25 protein-coding genes are annotated in these 22099 nt (G+C 62.5%); 17 read left to right on the top strand and 8 right to left on the bottom strand.

The genetic code is table 11. The features are described from left to right. Positions 1-56 precede the first annotated feature (56 nt). The 3 genes from ACTJKL_RS11940 (at position 57) to ACTJKL_RS11930 (ending at position 2479) form a co-directional block, all read left to right on the top strand. Positions 57-494: a hypothetical protein gene (locus tag ACTJKL_RS11940; RefSeq protein ID WP_018099016.1), complete on the top strand. Its 438-nt coding sequence runs from the start codon at positions 57-59 to the stop codon at positions 492-494. Between the two features lie 307 nt (positions 495-801). Further along, complete coding sequence (locus tag ACTJKL_RS11935; protein ID WP_440852941.1) at positions 802-2079, top strand: DUF763 domain-containing protein; 1278 nt, start codon at positions 802-804, stop codon at positions 2077-2079. A gap of 130 nt (positions 2080-2209) precedes the next feature. Then, on the top strand, positions 2210-2479 hold the full coding sequence (locus ACTJKL_RS11930; RefSeq protein ID WP_086017526.1) for a hypothetical protein: 270 nt from the start codon (positions 2210-2212) through the stop codon (positions 2477-2479). A gap of 264 nt (positions 2480-2743) precedes the next feature. Here the strand turns inward: ACTJKL_RS11930 and ACTJKL_RS11925 are convergent, their stop codons facing one another. Next, the gene (locus ACTJKL_RS11925) at positions 2744-3076 is read right to left on the bottom strand and encodes a hypothetical protein (protein ID WP_440852940.1); all 333 of its coding nucleotides are present in this window, start codon (positions 3074-3076) and stop codon (positions 2744-2746) included. A 141-nt stretch (positions 3077-3217) separates the two neighbouring features. Between ACTJKL_RS11925 and ACTJKL_RS11920 the strand changes: the two genes are divergently transcribed. Next, complete coding sequence (locus ACTJKL_RS11920; RefSeq protein WP_026169042.1) at positions 3218-3433, top strand: hypothetical protein; 216 nt, start codon at positions 3218-3220, stop codon at positions 3431-3433. A gap of 16 nt (positions 3434-3449) precedes the next feature. Here the strand turns inward: ACTJKL_RS11920 and ACTJKL_RS11915 are convergent, their stop codons facing one another. Continuing rightward, positions 3450-3989, bottom strand: a complete 540-nt coding sequence (locus tag ACTJKL_RS11915) for a cupin domain-containing protein (RefSeq protein WP_440852939.1) — start codon at positions 3987-3989, stop codon at positions 3450-3452. 136 nt (positions 3990-4125) lie between these two features. Between ACTJKL_RS11915 and ACTJKL_RS11910 the strand changes: the two genes are divergently transcribed. Further along, the gene (locus ACTJKL_RS11910) at positions 4126-4848 is read left to right on the top strand and encodes a glutathione S-transferase (RefSeq protein ID WP_440852938.1); all 723 of its coding nucleotides are present in this window, start codon (positions 4126-4128) and stop codon (positions 4846-4848) included. Between the two features lie 3 nt (positions 4849-4851). Here ACTJKL_RS11910 and ACTJKL_RS11905 read toward each other — a convergent pair whose 3' ends face one another. Together ACTJKL_RS11905 and treZ are read right to left on the bottom strand one after the other, a co-directional pair. Then, positions 4852-5493: a UdgX family uracil-DNA binding protein gene (locus ACTJKL_RS11905; protein ID WP_440852937.1), complete on the bottom strand. Its 642-nt coding sequence runs from the start codon at positions 5491-5493 to the stop codon at positions 4852-4854. 86 nt (positions 5494-5579) lie between these two features. Further along, positions 5580-7385 carry a malto-oligosyltrehalose trehalohydrolase gene (gene treZ, locus ACTJKL_RS11900; protein ID WP_440852936.1) on the bottom strand — a complete coding sequence of 602 codons (1806 nt, stop codon included), beginning with the start codon at positions 7383-7385 and terminating at the stop codon, positions 5580-5582. A gap of 142 nt (positions 7386-7527) precedes the next feature. Here treZ and glgX point away from each other — a divergent pair, with 142 nt between their 5' ends. Further along, positions 7528-9624 carry a glycogen debranching protein GlgX gene (glgX, locus tag ACTJKL_RS11895; protein ID WP_440852935.1) on the top strand — a complete coding sequence of 699 codons (2097 nt, stop codon included), beginning with the start codon at positions 7528-7530 and terminating at the stop codon, positions 9622-9624. Further along, a complete protein-coding gene (locus ACTJKL_RS11890; protein ID WP_440852934.1) occupies positions 9617-10759 on the top strand; it encodes a DNA topoisomerase IB in 1143 nt (380 codons plus the stop codon). Before glgX ends, ACTJKL_RS11890 begins: the two co-directional genes overlap by 8 nt. 187 nt (positions 10760-10946) lie before the next feature. On the opposite strand, the gene ACTJKL_RS11885 is transcribed toward ACTJKL_RS11890, so the two are convergent. Further along, the gene (locus ACTJKL_RS11885) at positions 10947-11684 is read right to left on the bottom strand and encodes a BON domain-containing protein (RefSeq protein ID WP_102761718.1); all 738 of its coding nucleotides are present in this window, start codon (positions 11682-11684) and stop codon (positions 10947-10949) included. A gap of 168 nt (positions 11685-11852) precedes the next feature. Between ACTJKL_RS11885 and ACTJKL_RS11880 the strand changes: the two genes are divergently transcribed. The 4 genes from ACTJKL_RS11880 (at position 11853) to ACTJKL_RS11865 (ending at position 13363) form a co-directional block, all read left to right on the top strand. Further along, the gene (locus ACTJKL_RS11880) at positions 11853-12017 is read left to right on the top strand and encodes a hypothetical protein (RefSeq protein ID WP_018099003.1); all 165 of its coding nucleotides are present in this window, start codon (positions 11853-11855) and stop codon (positions 12015-12017) included. A 90-nt stretch (positions 12018-12107) separates the two neighbouring features. Continuing rightward, positions 12108-12407 carry a DUF2934 domain-containing protein gene (locus tag ACTJKL_RS11875; RefSeq protein WP_275599312.1) on the top strand — a complete coding sequence of 100 codons (300 nt, stop codon included), beginning with the start codon at positions 12108-12110 and terminating at the stop codon, positions 12405-12407. A gap of 73 nt (positions 12408-12480) precedes the next feature. Further along, positions 12481-12921 (top strand): CBS domain-containing protein, encoded by a 441-nt coding sequence (locus ACTJKL_RS11870; RefSeq protein WP_010976090.1) that lies wholly within the window; start codon positions 12481-12483, stop codon positions 12919-12921. A gap of 73 nt (positions 12922-12994) precedes the next feature. Further along, the gene (locus ACTJKL_RS11865; protein WP_275599311.1) at positions 12995-13363 is read left to right on the top strand and encodes a hypothetical protein; all 369 of its coding nucleotides are present in this window, start codon (positions 12995-12997) and stop codon (positions 13361-13363) included. 116 nt (positions 13364-13479) lie between these two features. On the opposite strand, the gene ACTJKL_RS11860 is transcribed toward ACTJKL_RS11865, so the two are convergent. Beyond that, a complete protein-coding gene (locus ACTJKL_RS11860; protein WP_100671545.1) occupies positions 13480-13914 on the bottom strand; it encodes a DUF4168 domain-containing protein in 435 nt (144 codons plus the stop codon). A 305-nt stretch (positions 13915-14219) separates the two neighbouring features. On the opposite strand from ACTJKL_RS11860, the gene ACTJKL_RS11855 reads away from it, so the two are divergent. From ACTJKL_RS11855 to ACTJKL_RS11835, 5 genes are all read left to right on the top strand, one after another. Then, positions 14220-14612 (top strand): RidA family protein, encoded by a 393-nt coding sequence (locus ACTJKL_RS11855; protein ID WP_018098999.1) that lies wholly within the window; start codon positions 14220-14222, stop codon positions 14610-14612. A gap of 135 nt (positions 14613-14747) precedes the next feature. Continuing rightward, entirely contained in the window at positions 14748-15746 is a 999-nt protein-coding gene (locus tag ACTJKL_RS11850) for a TRAP transporter substrate-binding protein (protein WP_275599310.1), read from the top strand. A gap of 83 nt (positions 15747-15829) precedes the next feature. Continuing rightward, complete coding sequence (locus ACTJKL_RS11845) at positions 15830-16306, top strand: TRAP transporter small permease (protein ID WP_275599309.1); 477 nt, start codon at positions 15830-15832, stop codon at positions 16304-16306. Next, positions 16303-17583: a TRAP transporter large permease gene (locus tag ACTJKL_RS11840; RefSeq protein WP_275599308.1), complete on the top strand. Its 1281-nt coding sequence runs from the start codon at positions 16303-16305 to the stop codon at positions 17581-17583. Before ACTJKL_RS11845 ends, ACTJKL_RS11840 begins: the two co-directional genes overlap by 4 nt. Positions 17584-17619: 36 nt before the next feature. Next, positions 17620-18864, top strand: a complete 1245-nt coding sequence (locus ACTJKL_RS11835) for a Zn-dependent hydrolase (RefSeq protein WP_275599307.1) — start codon at positions 17620-17622, stop codon at positions 18862-18864. A gap of 53 nt (positions 18865-18917) precedes the next feature. Here the strand turns inward: ACTJKL_RS11835 and ACTJKL_RS11830 are convergent, their stop codons facing one another. After that, a complete protein-coding gene (locus ACTJKL_RS11830; protein ID WP_440852933.1) occupies positions 18918-19844 on the bottom strand; it encodes a LysR family transcriptional regulator in 927 nt (308 codons plus the stop codon). 162 nt (positions 19845-20006) lie between these two features. Further along, entirely contained in the window at positions 20007-20816 is an 810-nt protein-coding gene (locus tag ACTJKL_RS11825; protein ID WP_440852932.1) for a class I SAM-dependent methyltransferase, read from the bottom strand. 105 nt (positions 20817-20921) lie between these two features. Between ACTJKL_RS11825 and ACTJKL_RS11820 the strand changes: the two genes are divergently transcribed. Beyond that, on the top strand, positions 20922-22046 hold the full coding sequence (locus ACTJKL_RS11820) for an ABC transporter substrate-binding protein (protein WP_440852931.1): 1125 nt from the start codon (positions 20922-20924) through the stop codon (positions 22044-22046). Positions 22047-22099: the final 53 nt, after the last annotated feature.

Raw genomic sequence — 22099 nt, 5'->3', positions numbered from 1 at the left:
TAAGGCCTACGAGGTGGAAATTGGGGGACCAACTATCGTAAGAGTAGGAGGTCGCAATGAAGCACCAAGCAATCGAGCAGTTACAGGGCGTCGCCGAGGTCAAGCAGGACCTGCCGCGACGGACGTTATCGCGCAAGGAGCGCCTTGAGCGTTGGGCGGAACTCCTGGAACGTGATCCTCACAGACGCCTTTCGACGCTGCACGAAACAGAGTATCAGCCGGCGAGAGTCCGCGCGGCCATGCGCGGCGACGGTTCGCCGATCTCCGTCGCCTTCGAGGATCCGGTCTTCCGGACCGCCGGGATGGAGAACGACAGCTACGGCGAAGCGAGGCGGTTTTTCGAGCTGAGCGACGAGCAATTACATAAGGTCATCTGCTATTGCCATTTCGGCGCGACGGTCAGCGCATCGACGGCCGCCCGCCACATCCGCGCAATGCTTGTCGAGAAACAGCCAGGCCTGTTTGCTCGGTTGCGCCAGATGTTTGTCGGCTAGGGCAGGCGACGGCATTATCGAGGGTCGTGATCGAAGGCGGCCGCCGGAGGAGGCGGGCCGCAGTGCGAAGGCTTAACCGCTCGCACTGCGGTGCTCCCATCGCCTCCGGCTGGCGGATTGCCTTCGATCCGCGGCGTAGTCCTCCGAGGGCTTGGGTTCGCCCTCGTTCTCAAGGTTGTCTTCGTGCGCGGCGCGTCCTCGTGCCTGCGTTTTTCGCTTCGTGCTCCAATTTCCACTATGTTAAGTGGGTCGGCGCGGCGCCTGATGGCGACGCGCCCTGTCGGTCGGGACGCAGAACGGAAACACTATGGCTCAAAGAGCAGGCAATGCGGATCTCCCGCTGCATGGCGGCCGCGTGCCGCGATGGCTCGGCGACCGTATGACGCGCCTCGGCGCGCTGGTCACCGAAGCGGTGGTTCATCACTATGGACGCGACGAGTTTCTAAAGCGGCTTGCGCATCCGTTCTGGTTTCAGTCCTTCGGTGCCGTCATGGGCATGGACTGGCATTCCTCCGGTATCACCACGAGCGTCATCGGTGCGTTGAAACGCGGTCTCACCCCGCTTTCCGGCGAGCTGGGCATCCATGTCTGCGGCGGCCGCGGCCAGCACTCCCGCAAAACTCCGGGCGAACTCATGTCGATCGGCAATCGTGTCGGTTTCGATGGCGGCGCATTGGCAGAAGCGAGCCGCCTCGTCGCCAAGGTCGACAGTGCGGCCGTTCAGGACGGCTTCGATCTGTACTTGCACGGTTTCGTCGTCACGGACGATGCCAGGTGGGTGGTCGTCCAGCAGGGCATGAACGGCGACCTCCGGCAGGCGAGGCGCTATCACTGGCTCTCGGAGGGCCTGACAAGCTTCGTCGACGCGCCGCATAGCGCGATCGAAGGCAGAGAACAGGGCGAGATCGTCAATCTGGCCGACCGCCGCGCCGCCGCCTCGAGGACCGCGCAGCTCGATCTCCTCCAGTCATTCGGGCCCGACGGGCTCTTGCGCGAGGTCGCCCGGATCGAGTCTCGGGGGGCTCCTCTGGCCTCGCCGGCACAGCCGATGCTGCCGCATCTCTTCATGCCTGCCCATCACGATGTACGCGAAAGCGACGTCAATCTCCGGCGCCTGCACGGCAACTTCGCCGCCGCCGCCGACCGTGGTCCGGCGGATTTCAAGGACCTGCTGCTGGTGCCGGGCGTGGGCGCGCGGACGGTCAAGGCGCTGGCAATGGTCGCGGAGGTGGTCCACGGGACGCCTTGCAGGTTCTCGGACCCTGCCCGCTTTTCGCTCGCCCATGGCGGCAAGGACCGCCATCCGTTCCCCGTGCCGGTGAAAGTCTACGACGAGACGATCAGGATCATGAAGTCCGCGGTCAGCAAGGGCCGGCTCGGGCGCGAGGAAGAGCTTGCGGCTCTGAAGCGGCTCGACGAGCAATCGCGCCGGCTGGAGCGCTACGTCACGGGGCCCGACCTCAAGGAGATCGTCGCGGGCGAATTCAGGGACTCCGCGCGTTTCGGCGGGCGCAGCATATTCGGCTGGGAACCGCACGACGACGAGGCAACCGCCGCGGAGCCAAGCGACCGCACGCGGCGCTGAGGCGGAACAATAAGCGCAGCGATCGATTTACACAGCTGGGGCGCGTTGAGCGCACACCGCGTTCGCTGCCGCTGAGGATGGCGCTTCGGATACGGAGGCGCCGCCGGCATACCAGTTGATGGAGTTTCCGATGACCGCTGCGATGACTACGATCGACCACGACACGATCCGCAATTGGATAGAAGCCCGCAAGGGGCAGCCGGCGCGCGTGAAGGGCGCGACCGAAGGGGGTGGTGGTCTGCTTCGCGTTGATTTCGGCAAACCGGAAGACACGCTGGAGAAAATTTCCTGGGACGAATTCTTCAAGATCTTCGACGACGAGAACCTGGCCTTCCTCCATCAGGACATGACTGACGACGGGCAACCCAGCCGCTTCTGTAAATTCATTAACCGGGACTGACCCGAAGACGGATCTCGGAGGAGAAGCGGAAGGAGCACTTGAGGCCGGAATGCCTTTACGGCGGAAAGGATCTCGCGATGCTTACGATCAAAAAACCGGAACCCGCGACGGAACGCGAAGGGCGCCCTGTGCCTCCTTTTACCGGCATCGAGCCGGCGCCTGCAAAGATCCGGAAGCCTTCGACCGACGATTGCGAGCGCCTCGATGACCCGGATTCGCTTTTCTGGCGCGGCGTATGGATGACCGTATTTTAGGTCCGGAAAACTAGGCGTTACCGCCAAGTGTCTGCTCGATCTCTTCGAGACGCGCGGTCAGTCGCTTGATCTCGCCGCGCTTTTCGGCGACCACGTCTTTTGCTGTTTCGAGCCTGTCGCCTCCGGGCACCGTGCCAACGGCCGTGTGGGTCTCGGTCGCGATGGCGTCGATTTCGGATTGTAGCCGGGCGATGCGCTCGCGTAGTTCGTCGAGTTGGTTCCCGACCCCCGGCGCGCTCTTCCGATCTCGCCCCCATGCGTCGATCGGCTCGTCGACGCTCGGTGGGTCGAGCGGGCGCGCATCAGCCCCCGGGCGCGGTTCTCCATGTTTGTTCGTGCTCATGACTGAACTCCCGTAAGCGTCATCAACTCGAAAGCGACGTCTATGTTCCGTCGGCAGCGTTGACCGTCGCAGCAATCGGCGGGCAGCATGGAACTTCCCGCGACGGCTGCCGTTTTCCTTATCGCCACCTGGGAGGGTCCCATGCATTCCGAAGAATACCTCGAGCTTCACTACGATCTGCTGAGCCACAGGGCGCTCCTGTCGTGTGGCCGTAAGGCATACGTCCTGCCGGACATCTACGAGACCAAGGAAATGGCACAGATCGCTGCCCAGAAATTCGCCTGGGAAAAACTGGGACTGAAAGAGCGGGCAGCGGGCTGCCGCACCGCCGCCGACCTCCCGGTCTGGCTGCGCTGACGACTGCGGCGCGTGATCAGTGGCCCTGTGCTTCGCCGAGACCGTCCCCCGCATGCATGGCGGACTGCCACACGGTGACCGCAGGTCCTTCTGCGCCGAGAATGGGGTCCAGGCTCGGCAGCGGCACCAAGGCGATTGCCTTACGGTCATCCGCGGTTGCGGCGCCGCTCTGGATCTCGGCATCCTGACCCGGCGGATAGCCGCCGACGACCAGGAAATCCATGCTCGCCTCGTTCCGGCGGTGGCCCGTACCTGCCGGGAGGAGGATGACGTCGCCGGCTGCGACCTCGACCTCCTGTCCCTCCGGCCCTCCGATCAGCAGCCGTGCCCGGCCTTCCGCGATCCCGAGAACCTCGTGCGCACCGCAATGGTAATGGTGATGGGCAAAGACGCCGTTGCGCCACAGGCCGCGCCAACCATTGGCCCGGAAGCGTTCCTCTATCTGTGTGGCTCCATTTTCCGTAACGTCGACCGCTTGACGATAGACCAGGACCGGCAGGCGCGGGTTGTTCGGTACGCCGCCGCTTTCGGCGAACATGAGCTCTTCGATTTTCATTGGTTTTCTCCTCGGCGCAGGATGTTCCGTTCCCTGCCGAACCGGAACGAATTGCGCGGCTGTATGTTTCCTTCAATCGTGCTCAGAATAGACTCCGGCGAACAAAGATGAATGCTGGCAAAGAAGGGGACCTTTCATGCCATACAAGCTCTATTACTGGGATGGTATTCCCGGCCGCGGTGAATTCGTGCGCCTCGCGCTGGAGGAGGCCGGCGCGGATTACGTCGACATTGCCCGCCAGCCGGGCGGCACGAATGAAATGCTGAAGCTTATGAAGGAGCCCGGTGAAGCCGCCGCTCCCTTCGCTCCCCCGTTCCTCGTCGATGGCGACCTCGTCATAAGCCACGTCGCCAACATCCTTTTTTATCTCGGGCCGAGGCTCGGCCTTGTTGCCGAGGACGAGGGACTTCGAACCCTTGCCAATGGTCTGCAGCTGACGATCACCGATTTCGTCGCGGAGATTCACGACACGCATCATCCGATCGCCGTGTCTCTCTATTTCGAGGACCAGAAGCCCGAAGCGCTGAGGCGGTCGGCCGATTTCCTCTCCGAGCGCCTGCCGAAGTTTCTCGGCTATTTCGAACGCGTGCTCACACAGAACCCCAAAGGGCCGAGCCATATGGTCTCGGACCGGTTGAGCTACGTCGATCTTTCGCTTTTCCAGGTGATCGAAGGCCTCCGCTATGCCTTTCCCAAGGCGATGGATGCCTATGAGGCAAACATTCCCGGACTGGTCGCCTTGCATGATGCCGTTCGTGCACGGCCGAGAATTCTGAGCTATCTGGCCTCGGAGCGGCGGCTCGCCTTCAACGAATCCTGCGTCTTCCGCCACTATCCGGAACTCGACCGGCAGTCCTGACCGTCAACCGATGCGAGCCTTGATCTTGGCGAGATCGTCGACAAACCGGGCGCGTTCCGCTTCGGGGTCGGATCTGCCTCGGATTCTCAGAAGATAGGAGGGGTGGATGGTCACGAGAACGGAGAAGCCCCCGGGCGCCGTCAGAAGCTCGCCGCGGTTTCTGGTGACACCCACGCTTCGCCCGAGCAGGGACATCAGCGCCGTGGCCCCGAGCGCGACGACGATTTCGGGGCGGAGCTCATCGAGTTCGGCGCCGAGCCACCAGGCGCAGGCCTGAATCTCACCGGCATTCGGCCGCGAATGCAGCCGGCGCTTGCCGCGCTGTTCGAATTTGAAGTGTTTGACGGCATTGGTGAGATAGCACTCCGACCGATCGATCCCGGCTTCGTGCAGGCATTCGTCCAGGATGCGCCCGGCGGGTCCGACGAACGGGCGCCCGGCAAGGTCCTCGCGGTCGCCGGGCTGTTCGCCGACGAGCACGACACGGGCGTCGACCGGACCCTCGCCGAAGACCAGTTGGGTGGCGTTCTTGTAGAGGTCGCAGCGCTCGCAACCCTCCGCCTGCCGCCGCAGAGAGGCAATCGTGGTTGCCTCGGCGTGTTCGCCGGCAAGGGCCGGTCCAAGTTTCGCAGGCTGTTTCGGCATCGTTCCTCGGGGCGCTCTCCCTTTATTCTCGCCGCGGTGTCTAACCGTGAGGCTCAAGGCATGTTCCCCTGTCTGCCGATGGCGTGTCACCGCGCAATGGCGACGGCGATGCCTGGACCGGCCAACTCGCTGCCGTCGACGGTCTCGCCCCCGGACGTTCCGCTCGTGAAGATCGGCTGACCGCGAATTGCGGGAACGGCCTGTCTCTCCTGCAAAAGATTGACGCGCAGTTCCAGGCAAGCCTCCCCGAACTGCCAGTCGACGGCGATGATGCCGTCCTTGGTCTCGTATGCACGGCAATCCGGTACGGCGGTGCCGGCGATCAGCGGCACGATGTGCCGCTGCCTTATCCCGGCGAGGTCGCGCATATAGGCAAGATGCCGCTCGCCGGCAGGGCTTGTCGCGCGGCTCCAACGCAGCTTGGAGCCGGCAAAGACGTCCGGGTCGAGCGGATCGGGGAGATCATCCATCGTCTTGCCCTCTGGAAGGCCGCCGAAATTTTCGGCTTCGTCCCGGCGTCCCAGCCGGATAGCCTCGGCTATTTCTCCCTGGTAGTCGGCGAAAAAACAGAAGGGCTGCGTCTCGCCGTATTCTTCACCCATGAACAGGAGAGGGATTTGCGGCGTCAGCATGTGCATCGCCGCCAAAACGCGCAGCCTGTCCTCCTGGAGGAGCGAGGCGAGACGTTCGCCGAAGGCGCGGTTGCCGATCTGGTCGTGGTTCTGCAGGAAATTTACGCGGCCTTGCGGCGGCACGCGGGCTCGGCTCCCCTCAGGAGAGAAATTGTCTTCCTTTGCCGGCACGGCGAAGCCATCGGCCAACGCGCTGCGGATCTTGCCCCAGGGCTCGTCGGCGAAGGGGCGATAGTGGCCCTTGGTCTCGCCGGTCGCCACGACGTGGAGAGCATTGTGAAGATCGTCGTTCCATCCCGCATCGAAGAGCATGCGCGTGCCGCTCGCGTCGCGCTGCAGAAGGCTTCTTCGGCGGTGAGCGTCTTCCAGCACCAGGTGGATCTGGCGCTCGGCGAACGTTTCCCGAACCTCGTGCTCCAGCGCGAGGAGAAAATGCGGCCGGGTCGTATCGCGGATCTGTTCGGTCGCATCGAGACGCAATCCGTCGAAACGGAATTCGCCGAGCCAGTAGAGCGCGTTCTCTATGAAATAGCGTCGGACCGCTTCCTCCTCGAAGGCGATCGACGCTCCCCAGGGTGTCGGGCGATCCTTGTTGAAGAAGCGGCTCGCATAGCGGGAAAGGAAATTTCCCTCCGGCCCGAAGTGGTTGTAAACGACATCGAGCAGGACCGTCAGACCGAGCGAATGGGCCGCATCCACGAGCGCCTTCAGGTCATCCGGCTTGCCGTAGGCATTGTGCGGAGCATAGTGCAGCACGCCGTCGTAGCCCCAGCCCCGCACCCCGGGGAATTGCGCGACGGGCATGATCTCGATCGCGGTGATTCCGGCCCCGGCCAGATGCGGCAAGCGCTCAATTGCAGCGCGGAAGGTGCCCTCCGGCGTGAAGCAGCCGACATGCAACTCCGAAATGACCGTCTCCTCCCAGGGCCTGCCGCGCCAGGAGGAAGCCTGCCATTCATAGGCGGCGTGATCGACGACGATCGACCTACCGGAAGCTTCCCGCTCCTGTGCCGAGGAGGCGGGATCGGCGACCTCGGTGCCGTCGGCAAGGCGGAAGCAATAGCGCTCCCCCGCCTTCGCCTCGAGCGTGATTTCGAACCAGCCGCCATCGAGTGACTGCATCTTATGCGCGGCCCCGCTGAGAACCAGATCGACGTCCCGCTCGTCGGGAGCCCACAACCGAAACCGGCATGTGTGCCCGTCGATGAAATTCGCGCCCCAGCTGTTTCTGAAATGTGCACGTGTCGAGTTCGCCGGCATCGATATGTCCCTCGAGATGAAAGGCGAGGAACTGGCCAAGGGCGGGGAAAGTTCCCCCGGCACTCGTCCGGGAGGAGGAACAAATGCCTGCCCGTTGCGTTGCATCAAAGCTGCCGGGCAAGGCGGTAGAGGGCGCGACTGAATGAACCTGACTTTTTCCGAACTCGATTTCATAAAACCTGAACTCGGTGCAGAATACACCGGGCAAGGGACCCATTTTGCGGTCTTCTCGGCGCATGCGGAGAAGATCGAGCTCTGCCTCTTTTCCCCGGACGGGCGCGAGGAAACGGCGCGCATGCCGCTGCCGAAGCGCGAGGGCGACATCTGGTCCGGTTACATCGAGGGTATCGGTCCCGGCACCCTCTACGGCTACCGCGCCCACGGACCTTACGATCCGCACAATGGTCACCGCTTCAATCCGAACAAGCTGCTGCTCGATCCCTACGCCAAGCTGGTCGCGGGTGAGCTCATCTGGGACGATGCGCTCTTCGGATACACGATCGGCAGCCCCGAGGGCGATCTTTCCTTCGACGAGCGCGACAGCGCCCCCTTCATGGTGAAGGGCGTCGTTCAGGACCCGACTTTCGACTGGGCGGGCGAAGAAGCGATCCGCCGTCCCTGGACGGAAACGATCATCTACGAGGCGCATGTCCGCGGCATGACCATGACGCATCCCGGCGTGCCGGACGAGCTGCGTGGCACGTTTCTCGGCATGGCGAGCGATCCGATCATCGAGCACCTGACGAAGCTCGGCGTTTCGGCGATCGAATTGATGCCGGTGCAATATTTCCTCGACGACCGTTACCTGGTGGAGCGGAATCTCAGAAACTATTGGGGATATCAGACGCTCGGATTCTTCGCTCCGCACGAGCGCTATCTCAAGGGCGACCGCTTTACCGAATTCAAGACGATGGTGAAGCGGTTTCATTCCGTCGGCATCGAGGTTTTGATGGATGTCGTCTACAACCATACGGCCGAGGGCTCGGAACGGGGCCCGACCTTGAGCTTCCGCGGGCTCGACAATTTCAGCTATTACCGCCAGTCGCCCGACGAGCCGCGCCACACCTACGACACGACCGGTACCGGCAACACGCTCAACGTTGCCCATCCCCTGGTGCTGCGCATGGTCCTCGACAGCCTGCGTTATTGGGTGGGCGTGATGCATATCGACGGCTTCCGCTTCGATCTCGCAAGCACGCTCGGCCGCGAATACATGGAGTTCGATCGCGAAGGCGGCTTCTTCGACGCGATCCGGCAGGATCCTATCCTGGCGGGTGTGAAGCTGATCGCCGAACCCTGGGACGTCGGCGAGGGCGGCTATCAGCTCGGCGGCTTCCCACCGCCGTTCCGCGAATGGAACGACCGGTTCCGCGACGACGTCCGGCGCTTCTGGAAGGGAGACGGCGGCATGGTTCCGGTGCTTGCCGAGCGCATTCTCGGTTCGCCCGTGCAGTTCAGGCACTCGGACCGTGCCGCGACCTCGTCGATCAACCTGGTGAGCGCCCATGACGGCTTCACCCTGATGGACACGGTCTCCTACGGCGAAAAGCACAACGAGGCGAACGGCGAGGAGAACCGGGACGGTCACTCCGACAATCATTCCGACAACGTGGGCGCCGAGGGCCCGACCGACAACGGGGAGATCATCGAGGCGCGCAAACGGCGGCGGGCGGCCATGCTTGCCACCCTGATGATCAGCCAGGGCGTGCCGATGGTGCTCGGCGGCGACGAGCTGGGAAACAGCCAGCAGGGCAACAACAACGCCTATTGCCAGGATAACGAGATCGGCTGGCTCGATTGGAGCGGAGCGGAGGATAGCTTCGTGGATTTCTGCCGCAAGCTCCTCGCCTTCCGCAAGGACCATCCTGTCTTGCGGCAGGAGCGATTCCTCGACGGAGAGCCCGACGAGAATGGACGGGTCGAAATCGCCTGGTACAAGGCGGATGGCAGTCCCATGGACGAGGGTGCCTGGCACGACGCCGAGCTCCGCCTGATTTGCGCCTATATATGCCGCGTCGGGCAGGGCGAAGCTTCGCCGGCCGGCGAGATCGTCCTCGTGCTCAATGCAGGCGGTGATTGCGAGATAGCCCTTCCCCGCGGAAACGGAAGCAGGCGTTGGCAACGCGTGCTCGACACGGCAGCCGAAGAACCGTTCGGCAAGTTCGCCAGCGCGGATCGCGACACTATCCCGGCGCAGAGCGTCGTCGCCTTCGTCCCGCAGGAGGGAGGCAATGGCTAGAGCAACGATGGTCGACGTGCTCGAACCTCCGCCTTGCGTGATCGTGGATGGCCCGCGGAACTTGGCGGCGGCCGGTCTCGTGCCCGAGGAAACCGGGCTCGTCTATGTCAGCGACAGCGAGCCGGGCATCCGGCGGCAAAGGCGTGGCAAGGGGTTTGTCTACCGAATGCCGGACGGCTCGATCGTTACCGATCCGTCGATCAAAAGCCGCATAGCGGCGCTGGGCCTGCCGCCTGCCTATGAAGACGTCTGGATCTGCCTCGAAGAACGGGGGCATCTGCAGGCCACGGGCTATGATGCACGCGGACGGAAACAGTACCGCTATCACAGCGCGTGGCAGGCTCTCAGGAGCGCCGACAAATTCGCGCAACTGGTGGAGTTCGGCAAGGCGTTGCCCAGGATACGCCGCACGATACGGCGCCACATGCAGGGTGACGTGGAAAACATGCAAACCGTGCTCGCCGCGCTGGTCGCCCTGCTGGACGAAGCCCATCTGCGCACCGGCAACCAGGCTTACGTGCAGGCCAATGGGAGCTATGGTGCCACGACGCTTTTGAAGCGGCATCTCAGGCTGGGTGACGGCTTCATAGAGCTGAAATTCATCGGCAAGGGCGGCAAGCGCGTCCAGCGGCTGCTACGCCGCCCCAAATTGCAGCGGTTGCTCGAGGAGATCGCGGATCTGCCGGGCAGGCAGCTTTTCGTCTGGAAGGATGAAAACGACGCCCTGCGGCCGGTCGATTCCGGCCGGCTCAACCGGTACCTTTCAGAGGTGGCCGGAACAGCGGTTTCGGCAAAGACATTCCGAACCTGGGGCGGCACTCTCGCGGCTTTCACGGCCGCTCGCACCTCGATCGAACAGGGCGAGTGGCCGACGATCAAACAGATGAGCGAAGCGGCTGCGTCCGTTCTTCACAACACGCCCGCCATCAGCCGGAGCAGCTACATTCATCCGGATGTGCTCGCTCTCGCCGACAAGTCGGCCTCGATCTCCGCGCGACAGCTTCAGGCGCGCGGGCGCTCGGACAGCGAACTGCGTGTGGAGGAACAACGTTTGCTGAGTTTTCTTCGGCGCTCGGCGCACTCGAGGGCGCGGCAGGCAAGATCTGCCCCGGAGCAGCGACGCGCTTCCAACTAAGGGCTGTTTAGATCATGGTGCCGACCGTGCGCCATTGATCGTAGCCGAACAACAAAAACATGCAGCAGCTAAGACGCGCGGCGCTGCAGGAAACTTTTCCGAGGACTGAAATCTCTCCGCCTCATCCCTGTGACGAGCACAGGGACGAGGCGATCAAAAACCCTCGGCTCTCACGCCCGCAATCGCCTCAACTAAGATCGGTGAGGTTCGGGTTCTGCTGAATAGTGCCCGTATCCGCCGTCTCGATGCGCAGATTGTTTTGTACATTCGTGACTCCAGATACATTTTCTGCACAGTCCTCGGCGCGGCGCTTCGCCCATTTGGAGCTCACCGAACCATTGAGCTGTACTTCGCCGTTCGACACGCTCACTTCGATGTTGGAGGCGTCGAGAGCGCCGTCGTCACTCAGGCGGTCGCTGACATCTTCCTGGATGCGGCCGTCGGTGCGCCTGTAGCCTTTCGGGCCCTTGCCGCGGTGCCGGTCCATCTCCCGCCTGCGCTCGGCATCTTCGTCACCGAACCAGGAAGCGACCTCGTCGCTGGCGCGGTCGAGAAAATCGCGGTCGTGGCGATAATCGCGCGTTTCGCCGTAACCTCCGTAGCCGCGGTAACGGCCCTCGCCGCGATAGCCATAACCGGGTCCGTGATAATCCCTGAAATAGCGCTCGCGGCCCCTACGATCGTAGTCGTCGTCGCTCCAGCGTTCGCGTTCGCCGCCGCGGTAGCTCCCGGTCGGCCAGTTCATCGAACTCTCGTAGTCGGCGCCACGCGGCTCGACATCTTCGTCGAAGCGGCTGCGCGCCCGACCGCGGCGCTCGGATCCATAGTTGTAAGGGTCGCGCTGGCGCTCGTTCTCCCAGTCGCGGCGGGCCCAATCGCGACGGCCGTAGGGATCGTATCTGCCATAGTCCGGATGTCTGGGCATGGGCTCTCTCCTGGCTTTTGCTCTTGCTGATGTTGGGTCAAACCCACGATCGCCCCAAAGGGTTCCGCGCTTCGCCCCGTTCGCTGCGCCGCCGGCGGAACAATCGCGCACGGTCGGGATTGTCCCCGAAAGAGGGGTGTCGCCCCCGCATGCCCAAGGGAGACGAAAATGCCGAACCCGCGTCAGCCGGAGCCAGTACCGGAGCCGCCGCCGCCGGACTTGCCGCCCTGGTATCCCGAGCCGCCGATCGAGGAGCCCGATCCGGACCGCCTTCCGGATGAAATTCCGGTCCCTAATCCGGACGAAAATCCGGAGCCGCCAAAGCACATTTGAAGGTCCCGCGCGGATGGCGCCGCGGGCGGAACAAATGGACGGTCGCGCCGTTTGAAACTCGCCATCAACGAAAGCGGCGAGGTAAGGGACATGGACGAGCGAAGGGACACGGACAACGAACGCGAAGAGCTTATCAGGCGCAGAGCCTATGCGATCTGGGAGCAGGAGGGCCGGCCGGACGGGCAGCATCAGCGCCACTGGGAGCAGGCCGCCAGAGAAATGCAGGGACCGGAAATACAGGGTTCGGAAACGCAGAGAGACGGCCCCGCGCCGGAGAGCGGGGGCCCGGCCAACGGCAGCAGGCGGCGCGAAAAGCAGACCGCGGCGGGGGCTGGGGCGCCCGCTTCGCCCGAAGGAAATCCGGCGGCCCGCCCGGACGGCGGGCGCTGAGCGGCCGTAACGGCGGCTCGAGCCTTCCCGGGCAGCCGATGAAGCCGCCGACGAAACGTGAAGGAGAAAACAAATGCGTGTATCGGAGATCATGACAAGAGACGTTCATCTTGCAAGCCCCAACGACACCATAACGGCTGTTGCGCGGCAGATGGCGGAAAACGATATCGGCTTCATGCCGGTCGGAGACGATGACCGCCTGATCGGCATGATAACGGACAGAGACATCGTCGTGCGCGGTGTTGCCGATGGGATGGACCCGCAGGCACGGGTGGCCGACATCATGACCACGGACGTGAAATATTGCTTCGACGACGATGAGGTGGACGATGTCGCGCGCAACATGGGCGACATCCAGGTTCGACGGCTGCCCGTGGTGAACCATGACAAGCAGCTGGTCGGGATCGTTTCGCTTGCCGACGCGGCCCGTGAACAGCCGCAAATGGCCGGCACCGGCCTGAAGGGCGTGACCGAACCCGGTGGATCCCACAACCAGTCCAACCGAAGCGGCTGAACGGTCCGGCGGTTGAGCTCGGATGGGGGCGCGATGGCGCCCCCTTTCTCATTTTGCACAAGGGAGGCCAACTATGGCGGGGAAACAGGAAAGCATGCCGATCCGGACTGGTCTAGCTCCCGGCGGTGCCGCGGAGCCCGACGATCACGTCGCCGATGCCGGCGATGCTGGAAGCGGTGCGCCCTATCTCGGCGAGGTGGATCGGGCGCGCCCCGACCCGCCACAGCCGCATCCGCGCAATCTTAGTGGAGGCGACGGAAAGGTCGCGATGACGCTTACGAATACGCCGACCGAAGCGGGCGCCGAAGCGAACGACGCCACTGGCGGCGAATACTGGAATCGGGTGCTCGGCGACAATACGAACGCCGGTACGCTGCGTTTCCTAGCCGCTGTTGGACTGTTCGTTCTGATAGCCGCGGCACTGTTCTGGCTCGTCAGCTGAAGAGCTCGGATCGTTTCACGCAATGGTGAAACGATCTAAGTCTTTGAAATGCGCAACTCCGGACAGAAAATCGCCACGCGATCTTCTCGGAGCTGCTCAAAGTGTCGAAGCCGTGCTTACTGCTGCTGCGGCTGCTGCGGCGTGGACGTCTGGAGCTTTTCCTGAACCTTCTGGGCAAGCGCCGGATCACTCTGCGCAGCCTTGAGGATCGTCGTATACTCCTCCACCGACATGTTCGGCGCGGTCTCTACGGCCTTGACCATTTCCTGACTGGCTTCGTTCTGCAGCTTCGCCTTCGCGGCCTCGTCGGTGGTAGCCCCGATTTTCGTGGAGTACTCCTGCCTTACCTTGTCGACCTGAAGATAGGCCACTGCAAAGGCCTCGATCTTCTGATCGCTGATCGGGGCGCCTGTGCCGCCGGCGTCGGGTTGGGTCTGTGTCGGCTGCGCCTGTTGCGCCTGCGCGATTTCCAGCGCCGAAGCCGGGCTGAGAAGCATTAAGCTGGAGGCTGCAACGGTCAGCGATGCAACGAGTGTATAGCGAGTAATCATGTTCTGTCCTCCATGACGTGCATGACTTGATCGGCAGCAATACCGCCTTGCTCGTTCGCTCCGCCGTCGAAACGACGCAAGCGACTCGTGGAGCATGTACGCCCCGGAAGTGCTCGGTGCGGCGACGACGGGGCAATTTGCTGACCATTAGGCGGCAGCTTTGTGGCTCCCTCCGGGGCATGCGGAACAAGATGCAGGGGCTTGGAACGCAATATACGCTACGGCTATACATTGCTCGAAACGTGGCGCAAACAGTATCTCCCACATAACCGGTACGATCTGCGCCGATAAAAGGGTCATGCGACATGAAGCACGAAATTATTGAAATCCCTGTGATTTCCGAAGCAATCCGAAGACTGGGCGCGCCGACCTCCGCGTTGACCCGCGTCGGCGGTCTTCTCTATACGTGCGGGATGCCGCCGATCGACCTGAACACAGGCGAGATCGTCAGGGGAGACATGACCATCCAGACGCGCGCCTGCATGGACGCGCTCTCGTTCACCCTCCGCCATGCTGGCTCCTCGCTCGACAATGTCTTCAAATCGCTCGTCTTTATCACCGATAACGATTTGGCGGCGGAGATGAATGCGGTCTATCGCGCGTATTTTCCGGGCGGCTTTCCGGCCCGCAGTTGTGTGGCGATCAAGCCTTGGACGCATTTCGATATCGAGATCGAATGTATCGCCACCGTGGAGTGATGCGATCTTTTCTCACAGGAAATCGCAGCCACTCCCATAAGCGGACTCAATGTTTGTCATTGGGTCCGGCTATTTGCGTTGCGGGCATCATGCCCGCCTAATATGCCCAGAATAAACGCAACAAATGAGGGCGCTATGAAACTGGGCATTTCGAAAATTTCCCGCGGTCTTGCCGCCACCGTGATCGCTGGCATCGTCGGACTTTCCGCTCATACGGCTGCCATAGCCGAAACAACGATCCGTCTCGGCCACGTGCTTGCCGACACCCATAGCTGGCACAAGGCCTCGACGGACTTCGCCAAGGAGGTCTCGGAGAAGACGGAAGGCCGCGTCAAGATCGAGATCTTCCCCTCCGGCCAACTCGGCACGGAGAAGGAAGTCATCGAGGGCATGCAGATCGGCACCATCCAGGGCGGCCTGATCGGCAGCGGCTCCTTCCAGTTCGTCGAACCGAAGTTCGGCATCATCGAAATGCCCTATGCCTGGACCAGTCGCGAACAGGCTTTTGCCGCGCTCGACGGCAAGCTCGGCACAGCGCTTGCCGATCTGCTTCGGCCGAAAGGCATCGAGGTTCTCGCCTGGTGGGAAAACGGCTTCCGCAACATCACCAACAACAAGCATCCGATCGTCAAGCCGGCAGATCTCGCCGGCATCAAGATCCGCGTAACCCCGGACAAGGTCCGGCTGGCGACGTTCGAACGTCTCGGCGCGCAGCCGGCGCCGCTGGCCTTCGGCGAGCTATACTCGGCCCTGCAGCAGGGCGTGTTCGACGCCCAGGAAAATCCGCTCTCGATCATCGATGCCTCGTCGTTCTACGAAGTACAGAAATACGTTTCGATGACCGGCCACATCTGGGGCGCCGCATGCCTGACGGTGTCGAGCATGACCTGGGCGCAGGTTTCCCCCGAGGACCAGGCCATCGTGAAGGAAGCGGCCGTCAAGTGGGGCAACGCCCAGCGCCAGATGGTTGCCGATAACGAGGTCGCGCTGATCGAAAAGCTGAAATCGAAAGGCATGCAGTTCAACGAGGTGGACAAGGCTGCCTTCGTCGACGCCCTGAAGCCGATCTGGGAGAGCGAGAAGGACGTCTTCGGTCCCGAGCTGCTTGAAGTCATGGACAGCTACCGCAAGTGATGCGGTCGTCCTGCCCGCCGGTTGCGGGCAGGACGTTTCCCATCGCCGGGCCATGTCCGTCCGTCCACACCAGCGAGGCTTCCATGCAAGACGCATCGATACCGCGTCCGCGGATTTCCAATGCCATAGACAACGTAGCCCGCGCGGCGGGCGGCCTGGCCATCGCCACCTTCACCGCCATCATCGTCTACGTCGTCATTTGCCGTTATGCCCTTTCCTTCACACCGCGCTGGTCGGAGGAGATCCCGCGTCTTCTCTTGGTCTGGGTGACGTTCATCGGTGCGGTTTCCGCCTTCGTCCGCAACACGCATCTTTGCGCCGGCCTGACGGACCTGCTCGTTGCGCCCGGCCGGTTCCGTTCCTTCCTGGCCGTACTCGCGCGTCTGGCATCCCTCCTGTTCCTGGTCGTCGTCATCTGGTCCGGATGGAAGATAACGGTGCTGACATGGTCGCATGAAACCACGGTCCTGAGCTGGCCCGCCGGGCTCGTCTATCTCGCGCTGCCGGTCACCGGCGCCACCGCCCTCGGTGCCCTCGTTGCCGCGGAACTGCGCAAATGAGCCTTGCCCTTCTCGTCCTCTTTGCCGTCTTCATTCTTTTGCTCCTGATCGATGCACCGATCGCGATTGCGCTTGCGCTTTCCTCGGTCGCTTATCTGCTGGTCGGCGATGTCTTGCCGCTGATGGTGGTCGCGCAGCGCATGGTCGCGGGGATCGACAGCTTCACGCTGCTTGCAATCCCGCTTTTCCTGCTTGCCGGTTTGCTGATGGTGCATGGGGGGCTCGCCCCGAGGATCGTCAATCTCTGCGCGGCTGTCGTGGGACAGCGGACGGGTGGTCTCGCCATCGTGATGATTGCCGCCTGCATGATGTTCGGCTCGCTCTCGGGATCGGGTGTCGCTGACGTGGTGGCGATCGGTTCCATGCTGCTGCCGGCCATGAAGGAGCGCGGCTACGATCCGGGCTTCTCCGCCGCAGGTCTCGGCTGCGCCGGTTCGCTTGGCACGGTCATTCCGCCGTCTATTGTCCTGATCGTCTACGGAACGGCGACCGGAACGTCGATCGGGCAGCTTTTCATCCACTCCATCGGTCCAGGTATTCTGCTCGGTCTCGGGCTGATGGTCGTCGCGTGGTGGATTTCCCGCAAAAACGGTTGGAAGGGCGGGGAACCGTTCAGTTGGACTCGGCTGGGCACCGCTCTGCGCGAATCCGTGCTTGCCCTGCTCGCGCCGGTCATCATCGTCGGCGGCATCCGCTTCGGCATCTTCACGCCGACGGAGGCGGCGGGCATCGGCGTCGCCTATGCGCTGCTCGTCGGGGCTTTCGTCTATCGCCAGCTGACGCTCGCCAAGGTCTTCAACCTCTTGCGCGAAACGACGGAAATGACCGGTTCCATCCTCATCGTCATCGCGGCCGCCTCAGTCTTCGGCTGGATCCTGACGGTCGAGCAGGTTCCGCAGCTCGTCGTCAATGCCATCACCGGCGCGACCGAGAGCGCCACGGTCGCTCTCATACTGATGATGGTCGCGGTCCTGGTCCTTGGCACTTTCATGGAATCGATCGCCATCATTCTCATCCTTGCGCCCGTTTTCCTGCCGGTGCTGCGGGTCTTCGAGATCGATCCGGTCTATTTCGGCGTACTGCTGACCATCAACCTGGCGATCGGCGCCAACACACCGCCACTCGGCATCGACCTGATGGCCGCGTGCCGCACCGGTGGCATTCCGATGTCGGCGTCCTTCCGCTACCTGCTGCCGTTCATCGGCGTCATGGCGCTCATCATGTTCCTCCTCATTCTCTTCCCGGGGCTGATGACACTGATGTCGCTCGGAATGTGAGCCGCTTCGTCCGCAATTGCATTTGAAAGGTGAACCATGTCGTTCGCATCGAACACCCGTGCCAACATCGATCGCTTCTGGTCGACCATCGAGACTTCCGCCGAAATCGGCCAGGGGCGGCCGGGCGGTCTCGCCCGCCTCACGCTGACGGACGATGATCGCAGAATGCGCGACCTGTTCGTCAACTGGTGTCGTGATGCAGGGCTGAGCGTCGAGATCGATGAACTCGGCAACATCTTCGGGCGGCGCGAAGGAAGCGACCCGTCGCTGCCGCCGGTGCTGATCGGCAGCCATCTCGATACCCAGATCAACGGTGGTCGCTTCGATGGGATTGCCGGCGTTCTTTCCGGACTAGAGGTGATCCGTACGCTGAACGACGTCGGTCATGTCACCCGCCGTCCGATCGTCGTCGTCAACTGGACGAATGAGGAGGGAGCGCGCTTCTCGCCGCCCATGGTCGCATCCGGCTGCTTCGTCGGGGCCTATGACGGGGACTGGGTCAAAGAGCTCGTCTCCGACGACGGAGCGCGTTTTGGCGCCGAGCTCGAGCGCATCGGTTACAACGGAAACAAGCCCTGTCGTGCCGGTGAGATCGATGCCTATTACGAATTGCATATCGAGCAGGGGCCGATCCTCGACCTCGAGAAACGCGATATCGGAGTGGTTACGGGCGGATATCCGAGCTACGGGATGAGGGTGCGCTTTACGGGCAAGACGGCGCATACCGGCCCGACGCCGATGGACCTGCGCCGCAATGCGCTGATCGCGGGCGCACGCTGGCTGACTGCCGTGGATGACATCGGCTGGGACTTTGCCGTCGGCGACGGCAAGGCGACAGGCGCCCGGCTGGCGGCGTGGCCGAACAAACCGGGCATCCTCTCCGACACGGCCCAAGCGATCTGCGACGTTCGCCATCCCGATGCGGCGACCGCGCGCGTAATGGGTGAAAAGATGCGCCGTGCCGTCTTCGAAAGCGCCGCCCGCGCCGGCTGCGACGCGGTGATAGAGGACGAGTGGTTTTGGGGCGGGGACATCTTCGATCACGCGATGGTGGATGGAATCCGGGCTGAAGCGGTCCGGATGGGCTACGACTGGCGTGACATCCAGTCCCAGGCCGGCCATGATGCCTATTTCCTCGCGCGACATTGCCCGACGGCAATGATCTTCACGCCCTGCAAGGGCGGCATCACCCACAACAACGAGGAAGACTGCGACCGCGACGATCTTGCGCCGGGCCTCAATGTCCTGTTGCACGCGGTCGTGGCGCGCGCCGACCGCTGATCGATCGGAGCACTTCCAGGAAGATTGCGTACCGGCTTTCCGCCGGGACGCCCTCAGTGCATTTCCGGGTAGAGCGAACGTAGCTCCTGCATCAGGTCGATGAAATGTTGCTCGGCGCGGGAATAGTCACCTTCCGGGTGCGTCACCAGAAACACGTCCGCGCCGAGCGGATAACCCTTGATTTCGAGCGGCCAGAGAAGTCCGCTCGCGACTTCGTCGTGAACGGCCGTCAACGGGAGAATTCCGATCCCGAGGCCGGCGACGATCATGCGTCTCACCTCCTCGAGATTTGGGCTTTGCCCGCTGATCCGTTCGCCGAGACCGAGGCTTTGGCTGAGGACCGCCATCGGCTCGAGACCCATGCCTTCGGTGGCGCAAGTAAAGGAAACAAAGGATTCCTGCCGCAATTCCCTCTTCTCCACCTCCTTGCGGCCGAAGAGGGGATGCTCAGCGCCGCAATAGACGCTGAATTCTTCGCGGAACAGCAACTGACAATTCAGGCTGAAGACGGGGCGCGACAGGAGACATAATCCTATTCCGCATTTCTCCGTCTGAATCCGCTTGACCGTGTCCTGGCTGTTCTGGACCTCCATCACCCAGGTTACGGAGGGATAGCGCTGATGGTAGAGACGCAACGCTTCGTTTATGAGCGGGGACTCGAGGTTCGAGATGATCTGGATGCGCACCTCGCCGAACTCTTCGGCGGTTCTTTCCTGCGTGAGCTGGCCAATCCGCTCGACGGCACGGAAGATCTCACCGCATTCCTCGTAGATTTTCTGCCCCCGGGCCGTCAGCTCGAACTTCCGGCTGCCGCGAAGGACGAGCTGACAGGCCAACTGCTCCTCCAGTCGTTGCAGCGCCTGACTGACCGATGGCTGGCTCATGTTCAGCCGGGCCGCTGCCCGCGTGAGACTTCGCTCTTCGGCGATCATGAAAAACGACCGTAGGAGATTGAGATTGAGATTGAGATCTGTCGACATCGTACAGGCCTATCCAATTGCAACTCCACTCACGTGGGGTCGGCACCAGCTGCTGAACCACGATGGCAGTGCAGCTTCCCGGAGAGATAGAGCACCGACACGTCGAAGCTCAAGAGTGCTGAATTGGCCCGCCGCCGCGCGCTGCCTTTCAGTAGGGCGGCATCAGGCTACGGGTTTGCTTGCGCGGATCGCAAAGCGGTGCTGGCTTCTGCGCGCAAGGCCCTTGAACAGATTCCAGTTCTTTGCCTGCATCCGGTGTATCTCTCCGAGATCGGTATCGACCGTGATGTCGGCGAAACCGGCGACCCGCAGCAATTCGACGACGGCCTCGGCGCGCGCTCCTTGCGAGAAGTGGACGCGGGCAAGAATGCTTCGATGCGTTTCCAGCATCTCGCGCGGCTGTGATGGCGCCTCGGGCCCGAGAAGGCCGACACGCTGCCCCCAGGCGTTGAGCGACGAAAAGAACCGCTCGAGCCGGGTCGAATTGACGAAATCACCGTCGACGACGAGAAGCCTGCCGCCGGGCTTGAGGACGCGAAGCCATTCCCTGAAGGCTGCGGCCGGGTCCACCAGCGTCCAAACGAGATGCCGGTTCACGACGACGTCATAATGGTCGTCCGGCTCCATGGTATTTTCCGCGTCGCCAATGCGGAAGGAAATATCGCGTCCGCGGCTCTTCGCTTTTTGCCGCGCGCGTTCCAGCATCGGCTCGGCCCAGTCGATACCCGCCACCCGGAAGCCGAGATCGTCGAGAAGGTGCGAGACCACTCCGGTCCCGCTCGCAAGATCGAGCGCCGAGCGACCGGCACCCTCGCCGAGATGGCGCAGGATGAGCCGATGCCAGGCGGCGCGTTCCTCCTCGGAAAAAATCTCGTGGCCGGGAGAGAGATCGAAAGTGGCCGCACGTTGCGACCAATAGGCTTTGATTTCGTCGCGAAGATCATAATTGGGCCGCGTTGCCACGTCGCTCATTTTCAGTCCTGGTATCGTCTGTTTGGAAGCGTTCTAAAAGATATATGTTGACTGGTAAAGTCATGAAATATTAGAAGGCACCGAATTTCGAAGGAGCAGGGAACGATGAAGGTTTTCAACATGGTGGCCGCTGCCGCCGCGGGTTTTTGCACGCTAGTTTCGAGCGCCGCGTTCGCCGACGCCATCAAGGTAACCGATGTCACCGGTCGCGAGGTCGAAGTCAATGTGCCGGTCGAGCATGTGATCCTCGGAGAGGGGCGCCAGATCTACTTTGTCGGCGCTCTCGACAAGGACGAGCCGTTCAAGCGGGTCGTCGGCTGGCGCGACGACCTCACCAAGGCGGATCCCGAGACATACGCCGCCTTTCTCGAGAAGTATCCCGAGATTGCCAAGCTGCCGACCTTCGGCGGCATGAAGGACGGCACCTTCGACGTTGAGCAGGCGGTGGCGCTGAAGCCGGACGTCATGCTGATGAATATCGACGCCAAGACGGCGACGGAGGAAGCGGGCTACATCGAGAAGCTCGAAAAAGTCGGCATTCCGCTCGTCTATGTCGATTTCCGCGAAAAGCCGATGGAGAACACCGAACCGAGCATGCGCCTTATCGGCAAGCTGTTCGGCGAGGAGGCAAAGGCCGAGGATTTCATCAAGTTCCGTGCCGACAGCATCGCCAAGGTGACCGATACCCTCGCAAAGGCCGATCCGAAGAAGCCGCTCGTGTTCATGGAGCGCGCCGGGGGCTATTCGGATGACTGTTGCATGTCGTTCGGCAACGAGAACTTCGGCAAGATGGTCGAGCTCGCAGGCGGCGTGAACATGGCGAAGGGCATCATTCCCGGCACCTTCGGCACCGTCAATCCGGAGCAGGTCATCGCGTCCAACCCCGACCAGATCATCATCACGGGCGGCAACTGGGAGGGTTACGTTCCTGGCGGTGCCTGGGTCGGTGTCGGCTACGGCGCTGACGAGAAGGAGGCGCAACGCAAGCTCGAAGCCCTCACCACGCGTCCTGCCTTCACCGGTGTGAAGGCGGTCAAGGACGGCAATGTCCATGCCATCTGGCATCAGTTCTACAACAACCCCTACCAGTTCGTGGCCATACAGCAGATAGCGAAGTGGCTGCATCCGGATCTGTTCAAGGATCTCGATCCGGAGGCGACGTTCAAGGAACTGCACGAGCGCTTCCTGCCATTGCCCTACAAGAGCGGCTACTTCGTCTCCCTGAAGTAAGGCTCCAAGTTCGGAAGGCGTCAGCCTTCCGATTTCCTGTTCGCGAGGTTCCG

It is taken from the genome of Sinorhizobium sp. 22678, assembly GCF_052044265.1.
Lineage (GTDB): Bacteria > Pseudomonadota > Alphaproteobacteria > Rhizobiales > Rhizobiaceae > Sinorhizobium > Sinorhizobium meliloti_A.
This window is presented reverse-complemented; position numbering and strand designations above follow the sequence as displayed.